This is a genomic window from Exiguobacterium sp. s125 (genome assembly GCF_018618605.1).
Classification (GTDB): Bacteria; Bacillota; Bacilli; order Exiguobacteriales; family Exiguobacteriaceae; genus Exiguobacterium_A; species Exiguobacterium_A oxidotolerans.
In genome coordinates, this window is record NZ_JACSMI010000001.1 from 606381 (window position 1) to 619753 (window position 13373).

Consider the following 13373-nt stretch of genomic DNA (forward strand, 5'->3'; position numbering starts at 1 on the left):
ATGGCAGAACTATTGACACGAAAAGATGTCACGGTAGAAGAAACGTGGAACTTAGAATCAATTTATGAAACGAATGAAGCATGGGAAGAGGAGTTTGAATCTGTCAAAGCGATGTTACCTTTGATGATTGATTACAAAGGGCGACTTGGAAAAGATGATACAACGCTTTTTGAAGGTTTACAGTTACGTGATGAAATTTCACGACGTCTGCATAAGCTTTATACATACGCGCATATGCGTTATGACGAAAATACGGCTGATAGCTTCTATCAAGCGATGAATGACCGTGCGCGGACGCTCGCTTCGCAGATTGGAGCTGCACTAGCTTTCATGACACCAGAACTGTTGACGATTCCAGTTGAAACGATTACGGGATTTTTAGATCGCAATCCGGATCTTGCGATGTATCGTCATGCGTTTGATGAACTTAATCGAGAACGCGACCATGTATTAACTGAAGCTGAAGAAGCAATTCTTGCTAAAGCAGGGGAAGTATTAGGGCAATCTGGAACGACGTTCGGTATGTTGAATAATGCTGACTTGAAATTCCCTAAAATCAAAGGGGAAGACGGGCAAGAGGCGGAATTGACACATGGTCGATTCATTACATTCATGGAGTCGAAAGACCGTTCAGTCCGCGAGGCAGCGTTCAAGGCGATGTACGAAACATACGGCAACTATACAAACACGCTCGCGTCGACACTTGCAGGATCAGTCAAAAAAGATAATTTTTATGCGGAAGTGCGACAGTTCAAGTCGGCGCGTGAGTCTGCATTACATGGAAATGCCATTCCGGAGCAAGTGTATGATGGATTAGTAGAAGCGGTCCATGAACATCTCCCATTGTTACATCGTTACGTTGAACTTCGTAAACGTGTACTCGGATTAGAAGAGCTTCATATGTATGACATGTATACACCGCTCGTTAGCGAAGTCGAAATGAAAGTCTCTTACGATGAAGCGAAACAATTGATGGTCGATGGATTGGCACCACTTGGAGATGAGTACAAGCATATCTTAGAAGAAGGTTTGACAGATCGATGGGTCGATGTTCGCGAGACACGTGGTAAGCGCAGTGGTGCCTATTCTTCTGGCGCATATGATACACAACCGTTTATCTTGATGAATTGGCAAGATAACGTCAACAACCTCTTTACATTGGCACATGAATTCGGACATTCTGTTCATAGTTACTATACACGTCAATCACAACCATATGCTTATGGTGATTATTCGATTTTTGTAGCGGAAGTAGCTTCGACGACAAATGAGGCTTTGTTAAATGATTTCTTACTGAAACGTGTTACAGACAAAAAAGAGAAACTTTATCTGTTAAACAATCAATTAGAAACATTCCGTGGTACGTTGTTCCGCCAGACGATGTTCGCAGAATTTGAACATGAAATTCACGAGGCGGCTCGACTCGGTCAATCGTTGACACCAGAATTCCTGACGAAAACGTATTATGCGTTGAACCAAAAATATTTTGGCGACGGAATCGTATTGGATGAAGAAATCGGTCTTGAGTGGGCACGGATTCCTCACTTCTACTACAATTATTATGTCTACCAGTATGCGACAGGTATTTCAGCCGCTGCCGCATTGACGACGCAAATTTTAGAAGAAGGACAACCTGCTGTTGATCGTTACATTAATAATTTCCTTAAAGCAGGATCAAGTGATTATCCGATTGAAGTCTTAAAGGCAGCAGGTGTCGATATGACGACAAAAGCACCAGTGGAAGCAGCATTACGTCAATTTGAACGTGTGTTGGATGAATTCGAAGCATTACTCGGAGAGTGACAACTCTGTGAATTTTTGCACAAAGTTATAGAAAAAAATCCGGGGCTCTTATATACTAAGAATGTGAAGAGGGTCACATTCCCCTGATGATTCTCTTTTCCCCCATCCAATGGTCATGTGAATGACAAAAAAGGTGTTTCCGCAATTGCGGAAACACCTTTTTCTTTTAACTTAAGCATGTGCTGAGTCTTTAAGGTGACGCCATACTTTACCGTCACAATAAGAAAGTGAGACACATTTTTGTTGAAGTGCAAGTTTTTTCAACTCATGTTCAATTTGCGCTTCAGATACATCGTAAATAAAAGCGATTTCTGAAGTTGTTGCTGTTTCATACCGTTTCAAGAAATGTTCGAGCGGTGGCTTTGGTTGCTTCTCAACAGGTTGATCCAATAACTCATTTAAAATGGAGACATAAATGAGGTATTCATAAGCACCTTCAGCTTTAATGGCTTCTTCATCTCCAATGAAAGCGAGGGTAGGGAGGACGCGTACGTCCCATTCTGTCACGAGCTGCGTTTCTTTTTCGAGCATGAGCTGAATCGTATTTGATTCAACATCGCGATGAAATTCCTCCAAGTCGAGACCGAATTCAGTTAAGGCTTCGGCTAAGCGGATTAAAGAAGAACGTGTATAGGCACTTTCGCCTTCTACATTATGCAACATCCGGAGACGTCTCATGAAGCGCATTCCGAATGTCTTACCTTGTAGTTCGATTGCTTTTAAAATCAACAATGGCGACATATCACACGCAGAGCGTGATGGAGCACAAGGAATTGTCGCAATCGTTCTGAGTCGGAAGAGATGACCATACTCTAACTCTAATTTCTTGAGAACGGGTATCAACCGTAAACCATCTGTTTGCGTCACATCTAGAAAATGATAAATTTCTAGGGGTTTCGTCGGTTGTTGAATTGATGGTTCGTCCAATGAACAATAAGAACCGTTACATTGATCGTGTTCCATCCGTTCACCCCCTTCTGTTGTTATCGTTACCCTATTTTAGCAACGAAAAAAATGAAAGAGCAAAGGTTTTGCTTGTACATTTGTACACGATTAGCGTGAAACCGCTTTACGCTCCATGAAACGGACAATTTTATTTTTCGTTTCACGACGTGGAATTTGATGTTTCTCGAGCAGTTGCGTGAAAGCAAGTTGACCTTGTTCGAAGGCTTGCACTTCGAATTCTAATTCGTAGTCGGTTACGCCTAAATAGTGACTTTGATCCAGTACGAGCAATCCGTCTTTCAATTTTGTTTCAAAACGAGTTGTTTCTAAACGTCCTAAGTGTTCAAGCGATGCTGTTAAGTTGAAGCGACTCAATTGTTCATTCATCGCATCAGATTGAATCAGACCATATTTGAATAATTCCTCTGCCTCTGCTTCCGATAGAGAAACATGTGTTTCAAGTAAACCATCATCTTTCGGTTCTTTTAAGGTTAATACGAGACCCTCTTTTTTCTGACGGATGCGTAGAGCGGCGCCATGCTGACGCAATTCAAACGTAGGTGTATCAAAATAATCATTTGCTTGCCAAATCGTTTCGTCTTGTTTGCCGTAAACTTGCATCAGTTGCTTGTATTCATCTGCTGTTAACAAGTTTTTAAATTCAATTTCCATTTCTTGTCTCATTCCGGTTCACGCCTTTCTAGTTGAATGCTTGAAAATATGATAACATGAATGAAGTAGTGGAACGAATTGAACCAACAATTTAGATTAAAAGTGGTGACGAAAACGATGACAAAAGAAAATTGGGATTTATTTCTCGCGCCGTATCAAATCGCGGTTGATGAACTGAAGGTAAAGCTAAAGGCCATTCGAAAACAATTTCAACAACGTGGGGAACATTCACCGATTGAATTTGTCACGGGACGGGTAAAACCTGTGAAGAGTATTATCCAAAAAGCGGAGCGGAAATCGATTGCGATCAGTTCGTTAGAACAAGAGATGCAAGACATCGCCGGCTTACGCATTATGTGTCAATTTGTCGACGACATCATCCACGTACTAGAACTGTTACGATCACGTGGAGACTTTAAGGTTGTCGAAGAGCGAAATTATATCACACAAAAAAAAGAGAGCGGATATCGTTCCTATCATATTATTATTGCCTATCCTGTCCAAACGATTGAAGGTGAGATTCCGACGCTCGTTGAGATTCAGATTCGGACACTTGCGATGAACTTTTGGGCGACGATTGAGCACTCACTCAATTATAAATACCAAGGAAACATTCCGGAGGAGACACGCGAACGACTGCGACGTGCCGCGGAAGCCGCCTTTTTATTGGATGCGGAAATGAGTCAACTGAAAGTAGAGATTCAAGACGCACAGCTCGTCCTACATGAACGAGACGGAAAACAAACTAATAATCCAGTAAGCGAGTAGGAGGATGACCATGCGCTTTGCGATTACAGCACGAGATGATGAACGCTCGCGAATGCTACGCGATCAATTGGAACAAGAGTTGATTGCTCGGGGGAGTGTTCTTGATGCAGCGACTCCGGAAATCATCATTTCAATTGGTGGAGATGGAACGATGCTCCAGGCATTTCATTCTTATTTGAGTCAAGTCGAAGACATCACACTCGTTGGGATTCATACGGGACATCTTGGTTTTTATGCAGATTGGCGCCCGGAAGAAATGGACGAGTTGATTCGTCATATCGCAGATGAAAATTTGGCGACGGTCGAATACCCATTGCTTGAGCTGTCGATTGATTATGCGGACGGTTCACATAATAAGTTGTTGGCGCTAAACGAATGTACGATTAAAAGTTTTAATCAGACACTTGTATGTGACTTGTCGATACGTGGAGACTACTTTGAGACGTTTCGTGGGGATGGGTTGTGTATCTCGACCCCATCCGGTTCGACAGCCTACAACAAGGCGTTAGGTGGTGCAATTGTCCACCCGGCCCTCGAAGCGATTCAAATTACTGAGATGGCTTCCATCAACAATCGTGTATATCGAACAATCGGTTCCCCGATGTTGTTGCCGAAGCATCATGATGTCGAAATACGACCGGTCAATCCGATTGATTTTCAATTGACTTACGATCATTATGCTTCTATTGTTCATCAAAACGTAAAATCGATTCGCTGTCGTGTCTCCGATAAGAAAGTAAAATTTGCCCGTTTTCGTTCCTTCCCATTTTGGGAGCGGGTCAGAGAATCATTTTTAGCAGAAGAAAGAAGTTAAGTAAAAGAGGTAAGTGATGATGGTATTTGAATTGAAAGAAACAGTGACACATGAACAGGTCGGCTGGAGTGTCGGACATTTTTGTACGACGCGCCTCCGAATTTCCCGAAAAATGCTCGTGTCGATAAAGCATCATGGTGACATTTTGCGAAACGGACAACATGTTAACGTTAACGAGAGTGTCGATCTCGACGACGAAATCCATGTCTCTTTCCCTGAGGAGCACCCAGCAGAAGACATGATTGCGACACAAGGAGAGCTTGATATCTTGTTTGAAGACGAGTGGTTGTTGATTGTCAATAAACCACCGGGGATGGCTTCGATTCCCTCGCGTCTTCACCCGGAACGTTCTTTGGCGAATTTCGTGTTGGGTTACTATAAACAACGACAGATTCCGTATGCGATTCACATCGTCAATCGATTGGACCGGGATACAAGTGGGCTTGTGATTTTTGCCAAACATGCGCTAGCTCATCATCAATTGAGTAAAATGCAACAAAATGGACTGCTCGACCGGCGGTATGTTGCATTGATCGAAGGAGAACTCGGTCCACAAACAATCGATTTACCGATTGGTCAGACGGATCACTCTTTTATGGAACGGATGGTCCGTGAAGATGGTCAACGAGCGGTTACGCATATCTTGAAGAGTACGGCAGTCGAAGCCTTCATGCGAACGATTTCGCAGTTAGAAATCAAGCTGGAAACAGGACGGACACATCAGATTCGTGTTCATCTCGCAGCACTCGGTCATCCGTTAGTCGGAGATACGATGTATCGCGGGACACCGCTCATTCCGCGCCAGGCGCTTCATAGTGCAAGCGCACGGTTTCCTCACCCGGGGACGGGAGAAATGGTCATGTTCGAAGCGCCGTTACCGAGTGACTTGTTCATAGAACAATAAAAAAGAGTTGATTCCTGCAACAGGGAATCAACTCTTTTTTTAATCTTCATCAAACATCGAGACACGTGATTGGGAAGCGATCGCCATAATAAGGCCAAGACCTACTAAGTTGACGATCATCGTCGAACCTCCATAGCTGATGAAAGGCAGTGGGAGACCGGTGATCGGTAAAACACCCATCGTCATCCCGATGTTTTGAAAGATTTGGAACGTAAACATTGCGACGTAACCTGTCACGATATAGGTTCCAAACGGATCGGCTGTTTCAAGTGCGATTTGAATCAGGCGGTAGATGAACAAAAACAGGATGACTAAGACGACGGCAGCCCCAATAAATCCGTAATGGGCAGAAATCGCAGTGAAAATGAAATCAGTATGCAATTCCGGGACGGAAACCTGGAGTTTTCCATAGCCGACACCAAACATTTGCCCGGAGCCGATTGCATTAATCGATTGGACCAATTGATAAGATAAATCGTCGGCATACTCAAATGGTTGTAACCACGCCATGATTCGGTTCATCGCGTGTCCTGGGAAGAAGGTCGCAAGTAAATCATTCTGGAAATAAAAGAGATAAAAGAAACCGACGATTGAAATTGTAAATAAAATCACCATGCTCAGGAGCCACTTCCAGTTGAGGCCGGATAAGAGCATCGCACAGGCAAGAATAACACATAAAATTAAGCCGATTCCTAAATCGGGTTGGATGATGATTAAAGCGAGTGGAAGTAATGTTACAACAACCATTTTGAGCAGAAGTAAAAAATCACGTTCGTGTTGAACGTACCGTGCATTATGTTCAGAGATGACGGCAGCTAACGTGACAATCAAAAAGAACTTCATGAACTCTGCCGGTTGGACCGTTCCGATGACCGGAAGCTGATACCAGCCATACGCCCCTTTAATGTTCGCAACAAGCGGTGTATTACGTAAGACGACAAGACCAATCAAGGAGACGATTCCTGCTCCATATAAATACCAATGAAAACGTTTGAGTTGCTCATAATCGATGAGAATGACGACAGATAGTGCGATAAATCCGATGATATACCACTGAATCTGTTTCGCCATGAAATTGATTTCACTAATCGCGCCTTGCAAAAAAGGTTGCGCCGTATAGATTGCGATGATACTGATGATCATCAGGCAACCGAGTAAAAAAAGTAACGTGTTATCATATCGTTGTGTAAATGATTTAAAACGGTTCATTTCATCCCTACTTTCTATCTCTTTCTATATTAACGTAATTTATCAAAATCGCAATATCAAGAGGGGTGGTTGACAGAAGCGTTACGTTTTTGTAACCTAGATATAGGTGTTATTACCAGGTACTAATTTTAGGGGGAGTTCAAATGAATATTTATCCTTCACTTGAGGGAAAGACGTATGTCGTAATGGGTGTCATCAATCAACGCTCGATCGCATGGGGAATTGCCCGAGCGCTTGACGCGGCAGGTGCAAGCCTCGCGTTTACGTATGTAGGCGAACGATTTAAAGCACCACTCGAAAAGTTAGGGAAAGAATTATCGCGACCAGCTACTTACTATACATGTGACGTAACGAGTGATAAAGAAATCGAGCAAGTGTTCCAAAGCATCCATGCGGATCACGGACAGATTTCGGGGATTGCCCATTCGATCGCCTTTGCCGATAAAGAAGCATTACGCGGCGAGTTTTCAGGCGTAACGCGTGAACAGTTCGCGCAAGCGCTCGATATTTCTGCATTCAGCTTAACGGCAGTCGTCAAAGCAGCGAAAGACTTTTTCACAGAAGATGCTTCAGTCATCACGTTGACATATCTCGGTGGTGAGAAGATGGTCCCGAACTATAACGTCATGGGTGTCGCGAAAGCTGCGCTCGACGCTAGCGTTCGTTACCTTGCGGCTGAATACGGAAAACAAGGTGTTCGTGTCAATGCAATCTCAGCTGGTCCAGTGCGTACGGTCTCGGCAAAAGGTGTCGGCGACTTCAACTCGATTCTCGACAGCATTGAAGAGCGTGCACCACTGCACCGAAACGTTTCGACGGAACAAATCGGTCAAAGTGGCTTGTTCCTGTTGTCACAAATGTCGAGTGGCGTGACAGGTGAAATTCTCCACGTCGACAGTGGTTTCCACATTCTTTAAGTGCTCAACCTATTTGCTGTAGTTCTAAACCGGGGGCAACCCTGGTTTTTTTGTTTTCTAAAAAGCTATTTTGGGAATAAGAAAAGTAGATGAGGAAAATAACGGCTACAGAAATAGGAGGGAAGAGATATGTATCAAATTGATTTTACAGTCGTTCAATACGTCAATCGGCAGGTTCGTGTTGAACCGGAACGAAAAACAGAACCGATTGCCCGAATCAATCCGATTGAGCGGATTCAGTCACATGATTATGAATTAGAAGAACAAGCGAATGCGTATGGAGTTTTACCGGAATTAAAACTTCCCGGCCGTAAGTTCGACCGGGAAGTTTAATGTTAGTGTTGTTTGAAGCGGAATGTTTCATAAACGCTCCAGGCACCATTTTCTAATTCATAGAGAAGTGCCATTTTCGTGACGTCTTCTTGAAAGCGAATATCTTCCATCTTTAGCCGTTCTAGAACGTCGAACAGTTCGACATCAGAAAGATCTTGGCCAATCGTAATATGTGGCAAAAAGTCGTACTTGGGTGTATGTTCGAGTCCATTTGAATGTAGAGCACGATGCAACTGCTCCATTTCGTCCGTCGGCATGACTTTTAAGAACAAGACATTGTTTGTCGGGTGGAAAGAGCGTGCCCCTTGAAGATGTAGTGCGAGTGGTTTCGTTTGTTCAGCCACTTTGTTTAATTCAGAAACAATCGATTCTAACTCACTTTCATCAACACTCACGCGTTCACGCATCGTAATATGTGGCGTGATTAAAGCATACTTTGAATCATATCGTTTTCGATACGAATTCGCGAAATCTTGTATGCGCTTCGATGGAAACAGAACTACCCCGATGTTCATCGAAAATCCCCTACTTTCCCCTAAAATGATAACGCTTTACAAAATAATCATGACGGATTATGGGCGCTATGTCAAAGATGTTTGAGAAGAGTCAGGGAATCTGTGTATACTTGTGAAGAACTTTGTCAGAGAGGTGGATTTAGTCATGAAAGAAAAAGCACATTCAAAAGAGGTCAAACAAGCAGCGATTGAAAAGCTTCACGAACGTGGAGTAACGATTCATGCCATTTCTGAAATCGTGTATCAGATGCAGGCACCTTATACGGAGGAGTTGACACTCGAGACATGTCTCAGCTCAGTCGAACGTGTACTCGAAAAACGGGAACTCCAACATGCGATTTTAGTTGGGGCAGAACTTGATATTCTTGCGGAAAAGGGTCTGTTGTCTGAACCATTATTATCCATCATTCGAAGTGATGAAGGATTGTTTGGCGTCGATGAAACGATTGCGATTGGTGCGGTCAATACGTATGGTTCAATCGCGGTCACGACGTTCGGTTACTTAGATAAAGCCAAAATCGGTATTATCAAGGAGCTCGATACGAAAGTCGATGATGGACGTGTCAATACATTCATGGATGACATCGTCGCGGCGATTGCAGCGAACGCATCCGGACGCCTTGCACACCGTTTACGTGATAAAGAAGACTATTCAGCGGAAGAACTTGAACAACGAAAGGGAACGTACTAATGAAAACCAATCATCGGGCGTTAATCGTCTCAGGAATCGTACTCGTATTGTTTTTAACGATTGCGTTATCGATTCGCCTGACGGGTTATTTTTTGTTTGATGCCCAATTATCGAATGAAATGGCAGAACGTGTCCCAGGTAGCTATGTCTCGTGGTTCACGCGGATTGGATCAGGTGTCGGAGCTGTGACGATTACGAGCATTCTTGCAATCGTCAGTTACCTGATTTGGCGTGATAAAGTCGGTAGCATTTGGTATTTCATTGCTTGTCTCTCCGTCGGGGCGTTAAATCAAGTCGTTAAATTGATTTTCGTCAGAGAACGTCCATCATTAAATGACTTGGTAGGGGGCGTAGGATATAGCTTTCCAAGTGGACATTCATCGATGGCATTTGCCGTTTATGGAGGATTCATCGTACTTGCTTGGCGCTTTTTAAGTCGGACGGGGCGGATTGTCGTCAGCACGATTTGTACGTTGATGTTTCTCGCAATGGGATCTTCACGGATTATTTTGAACGTTCATTATTTTTCTGATGTCCTCGGAGGATTTTTATTCGCGGCCTTCGTCCTCAGCTTATCATATGCATTCGTATCACCGAGACGAAAAAAGGAGATTTACAATTAATGTTGTTACTTGATATTGACAATAGCATTTTGTTCGATGAAGCAACGATGCGGAAGATGAACAAACCGACATTGCTCGTCGAGCGATTGGATGGAAACAAACAGTTCATGACGATGCGGGCGCATCTGCGCCTGAAGCGTCTAGTTGAAATCAATCAAGTGATTCCAGTGACGAGCCGAACGGTGGATCAGTTTAAACATCTTGAATTATTTCAAATCGACGCAAAACCAAAGTGGGCAATTCTTGAGAGCGGGAAAACTCTGCTAAAAGAAGGGAAATCAGATAAGCGATATGAAAATTGGCTGCGACAACATCAGCAACCTGCCACGATGTCGTCGATTTTAATCTATCTCGAAGAAGTAGAAGTGACGAACTGGCAAGCTTATCCGGCGATGACCTTATCGGAACGTCTGACTCGTCCCCATGAAGGAATCTCTTCCGTAGAGGATGAATCAGCGTTATTAGAAGAACTATTTCATCGTTATCAAACGTGAATCATTAAAGTAAAAGAAAAAGCATCCGACGTAGTGACGTCGGATGCTTTTTCTTTTTACTATTACGGGTATTCAATTTGGTCGAACCAATAGACACCGATAGTAGCGGCACCTGCATGTGACAAAATAGATGGGCCGAATTGAGTGATTTCGATGGAAACGTCAGATAGTTTAGATTGAATGAGACCACGAAGTTGTTCAGCTTCTTCTAACGCCAATGTATGTCCGACGTAGAGTCTTTGCTGGTGTAGACCAGAAGCCTGGACTTTTGCCACGACCTCCGTAGCCATTTCCTGAAAAGCTTTCTTCAAGGAGCGAACCTTCTTAAAGGGAACGAGTTTCCCAAGTTCATTGAACGTAACAATCGGCTTGATATTCAGCATGTTCGCAAGTAAAAATTGACTACTTGAAACGCGACCCCCACGCCGCATCGTTTCCATATTCCCGATGATCAAATAAAAGTGAGAACCGTGTTTGAACTTTTCGAGAACAGTCATCACGTTTTCAGGACGCATTCCAGAAGTTGCGAGCTCGATCGCAATCTTAATCATTTCTTGCTGATTGGTCGCCCCTGTATAAGAATCAATGGCATACAAGGGGAAGCCAACAGCCTCTGCAGCTGCGACTGAGCTTGCATATGTTCCGCTTAAGCCACTCGTGATATGAATGGCATACCCGTAATCATATCCTTCGCTCTTTAGACGCTCATACAACTCGACTAACTCTCCAAAGGAAGGCTGAGAAGTCGTAGGGACGGCAGAAGAATGTTGTTTCATTTTTTCATCTAGTTGTTCAATTGAAATGTCGACATACTCACGGTACGATTCACCGTTAATGATGAGTTGGGTCGGCACCACATGGACTCCGATCTGTTCTGCTTCTCCCTCTCGGAAAAAAGCCATACTATCGGTGATCCAAGCAATCTTATCCATTAAAACGACGCCTCCAGTAGAATTCCATTTTTCTCATTATACCACAGGCATGAAAGCGGAATCATCAGCCTGCTTGTTTTTGGCTGATGGAATTATGAGAAACGTGTCCAATCCATGAACTGATGATGAATGTCACGATTGCAGGTAATAACCATGCCATGTTTTGGTCGACTAACGGGAAAGCTTTATACATACTGCTGGCGAATGCAGGTAAAACTTTTAACGACATGAGTGAGCTGAGTAAAGAGAGAAGCGCCGTTACGAACAATGTCGCACCATAGACGATGGCTGGCTTCTTGATAGCTGAACGAATGAACGTCAAGACGATTAAGACGATGACAATCGGATAAAGGAACATCAATACAGGTACAGCAATCGACAGTAGTGTCTGCAATCCGAAAATCGAGATTGCGAACCCTAATACGGCTGTCGTGATACTTGCGACCGGGAAAGACAATCGTTTAAACAATGAAATCAAATATTCTGAAAATGCTGTCACAAGACCGACGGAAGTTGTTAAACAAGCAAGCAAAATCGCTGTTCCTAAAATGACTAAACCAACCGTACCGAACGTACTATCAGCATATTGTTGCAACAAATCAGGACCGCTGACTGAACCGACAGCACCGAAGCTGTTTCGTCCAATGAAACCAAGTCCTGTATAGACGACAGTCAATGAGACTGCGGCAATTAAACCGGCTTTTGTCACGTTTTTTAATTGTGATGTACGATCTTTAATTCCACGTGTGTGAAGCGTGTGTAAGACGATAACCCCGAAGACGAGTGCACCGAGTGCGTCGAGGGTCAAATAGCCTTGAAGAAATCCTTGAACAAACGAGTTCGTAAAACTGTTGTATGCAGGAGCTGGTGCCTCGACGGCAGAAAGTGGATTGACGATACTACTTATACTGAGAATCATAAGTGCCGTCAGTAATAACGGTGTGATGAAGCGACCGATGATATCAAGTAACTTACCCGGTCTTAAAACGAGAAACACGGTTGCCAAGAAAAAGAGTAATGATGAAATGATTAACGTCGTTTGGCTGGGTTCTCCTAAAAAAGGAACGATACCAAGTTCATACGTGACGACGGATGTTCTCGGGATGCCGAAGAATGGACCAATCGCGACGTAAAGTGCGAATGTCAAGAAAGCACCAACAGCTTTCGGCAATGGATTTGCCAGCGTACTAATTCCGCCGCCAACCCAAGCGACTGCGATTAAGCCCGCTAACGGGAGACCGACGCCTGTTACGATGAAGCCTAGCATGGCAGGTAAGAATTGTGTCCCGGCAAGAGCACCGAGTTCGGGTGGGAAAATTAAGTTACCGGCACCAAAAAACAAAGCGAAAATCATAAATCCTAAAGCGAATAAATCTTTACGGTTCAACATATATTATGCCTCCTGATTCCTCATAATCTTACTCACTATACCATTAGAAATTAGCTGTTATAAATAAATTTTAAAACATTCGTTATTCAAGAATCGAGGAGTCGAAGCAAACGCGTTTTAACCTCTACACTTGTAAAAGAAGATCAACCGCAATGTGGAATTAAAAAACCTATCCGTTAGATTGGATAGGCGCCATCTGTTTCACTGGACGCCTCATTCGATCCATCGAAAGGAGAGCCCAAAAACTATTTCATCGTCACATGAAATGTTTTCAGTCCCACGCGTACAGAATAATCAGTCGGTGATTCAAAGTTAAAACTAAAGTGCTCATAATATGGTGCTCCTCTCGTTGAATTTGTCTCA

The 13373-nt window shown here is 43.4% G+C and carries 15 protein-coding genes; 9 read left to right on the forward strand and 6 right to left on the reverse strand.

Translation table 11 applies throughout. The features are described from left to right. On the forward strand, window positions 1-1803 hold the full coding sequence (gene pepF, locus KNQ05_RS02900; protein WP_214804396.1) for an oligoendopeptidase F: 1803 nt from the start codon (window positions 1-3) through the stop codon (window positions 1801-1803). Window positions 1804-1974: 171 nt separating this feature from the next. Here the strand turns inward: pepF and KNQ05_RS02905 are convergent, their stop codons facing one another. Together KNQ05_RS02905 and KNQ05_RS02910 are read right to left on the reverse strand one after the other, a co-directional pair. Then, a complete protein-coding gene (locus KNQ05_RS02905; RefSeq protein WP_088837489.1) occupies window positions 1975-2766 on the reverse strand; it encodes a DsbA family protein in 792 nt (263 codons plus the stop codon). A gap of 90 nt (window positions 2767-2856) precedes the next feature. Further along, window positions 2857-3432 carry a CYTH domain-containing protein gene (locus tag KNQ05_RS02910; RefSeq protein ID WP_029330989.1) on the reverse strand — a complete coding sequence of 192 codons (576 nt, stop codon included), beginning with the start codon at window positions 3430-3432 and terminating at the stop codon, window positions 2857-2859. A 105-nt stretch (window positions 3433-3537) separates the two neighbouring features. On the opposite strand from KNQ05_RS02910, the gene yjbM reads away from it, so the two are divergent. Genes yjbM through KNQ05_RS02925 form a run of 3 tightly spaced genes read left to right on the forward strand, consistent with a single transcriptional unit; the run spans window position 3538 to window position 5906 of the window. Next, window positions 3538-4188: a GTP diphosphokinase gene (gene yjbM / locus KNQ05_RS02915; protein ID WP_029330988.1), complete on the forward strand. Its 651-nt coding sequence runs from the start codon at window positions 3538-3540 to the stop codon at window positions 4186-4188. Between the two features lie 10 nt (window positions 4189-4198). After that, window positions 4199-5002, forward strand: coding sequence for an NAD kinase (locus KNQ05_RS02920; RefSeq protein ID WP_088837488.1), 804 nt, complete (start codon window positions 4199-4201; stop codon window positions 5000-5002). 16 nt (window positions 5003-5018) lie between these two features. Beyond that, window positions 5019-5906, forward strand: coding sequence for an RluA family pseudouridine synthase (locus KNQ05_RS02925; protein ID WP_251132171.1), 888 nt, complete (start codon window positions 5019-5021; stop codon window positions 5904-5906). 39 nt (window positions 5907-5945) lie between these two features. On the opposite strand, the gene KNQ05_RS02930 is transcribed toward KNQ05_RS02925, so the two are convergent. Beyond that, window positions 5946-7115, reverse strand: a complete 1170-nt coding sequence (locus KNQ05_RS02930; protein WP_214766454.1) for an FtsW/RodA/SpoVE family cell cycle protein — start codon at window positions 7113-7115, stop codon at window positions 5946-5948. A 143-nt stretch (window positions 7116-7258) separates the two neighbouring features. Between KNQ05_RS02930 and fabI the strand changes: the two genes are divergently transcribed. Both fabI and KNQ05_RS02940 read left to right on the forward strand, forming a co-directional pair. Beyond that, window positions 7259-8032, forward strand: coding sequence for an enoyl-ACP reductase FabI (gene fabI, locus KNQ05_RS02935; RefSeq protein ID WP_088837485.1), 774 nt, complete (start codon window positions 7259-7261; stop codon window positions 8030-8032). 129 nt (window positions 8033-8161) lie between these two features. Beyond that, on the forward strand, window positions 8162-8365 hold the full coding sequence (locus tag KNQ05_RS02940; protein ID WP_029330983.1) for a hypothetical protein: 204 nt from the start codon (window positions 8162-8164) through the stop codon (window positions 8363-8365). A 2-nt stretch (window positions 8366-8367) separates the two neighbouring features. Here KNQ05_RS02940 and KNQ05_RS02945 read toward each other — a convergent pair whose 3' ends face one another. Continuing rightward, entirely contained in the window at window positions 8368-8880 is a 513-nt protein-coding gene (locus tag KNQ05_RS02945) for a YjcG family protein (RefSeq protein WP_029330982.1), read from the reverse strand. A gap of 145 nt (window positions 8881-9025) precedes the next feature. Here KNQ05_RS02945 and KNQ05_RS02950 point away from each other — a divergent pair, with 145 nt between their 5' ends. Genes KNQ05_RS02950 through KNQ05_RS02960 form a run of 3 tightly spaced genes read left to right on the forward strand, consistent with a single transcriptional unit; the run spans window position 9026 to window position 10688 of the window. Next, window positions 9026-9571, forward strand: coding sequence for a phosphatidylglycerophosphatase A family protein (locus tag KNQ05_RS02950; protein ID WP_088837484.1), 546 nt, complete (start codon window positions 9026-9028; stop codon window positions 9569-9571). Then, entirely contained in the window at window positions 9571-10194 is a 624-nt protein-coding gene (locus KNQ05_RS02955; protein WP_088837483.1) for a phosphatase PAP2 family protein, read from the forward strand. Before KNQ05_RS02950 ends, KNQ05_RS02955 begins: the two co-directional genes overlap by 1 nt. Then, a complete protein-coding gene (locus KNQ05_RS02960; RefSeq protein ID WP_214804398.1) occupies window positions 10194-10688 on the forward strand; it encodes a hypothetical protein in 495 nt (164 codons plus the stop codon). The genes KNQ05_RS02955 and KNQ05_RS02960 overlap by 1 nt, the downstream gene beginning before the upstream one ends. Window positions 10689-10750: 62 nt before the next feature. On the opposite strand, the gene KNQ05_RS02965 is transcribed toward KNQ05_RS02960, so the two are convergent. Together KNQ05_RS02965 and brnQ are read right to left on the reverse strand one after the other, a co-directional pair. Then, the gene (locus tag KNQ05_RS02965; RefSeq protein WP_088837481.1) at window positions 10751-11620 is read right to left on the reverse strand and encodes a DegV family protein; all 870 of its coding nucleotides are present in this window, start codon (window positions 11618-11620) and stop codon (window positions 10751-10753) included. A gap of 64 nt (window positions 11621-11684) precedes the next feature. After that, window positions 11685-13010 (reverse strand): branched-chain amino acid transport system II carrier protein, encoded by a 1326-nt coding sequence (brnQ, locus tag KNQ05_RS02970; protein ID WP_088837480.1) that lies wholly within the window; start codon window positions 13008-13010, stop codon window positions 11685-11687. Between the last annotated feature and the right edge of the window lie 363 nt (window positions 13011-13373).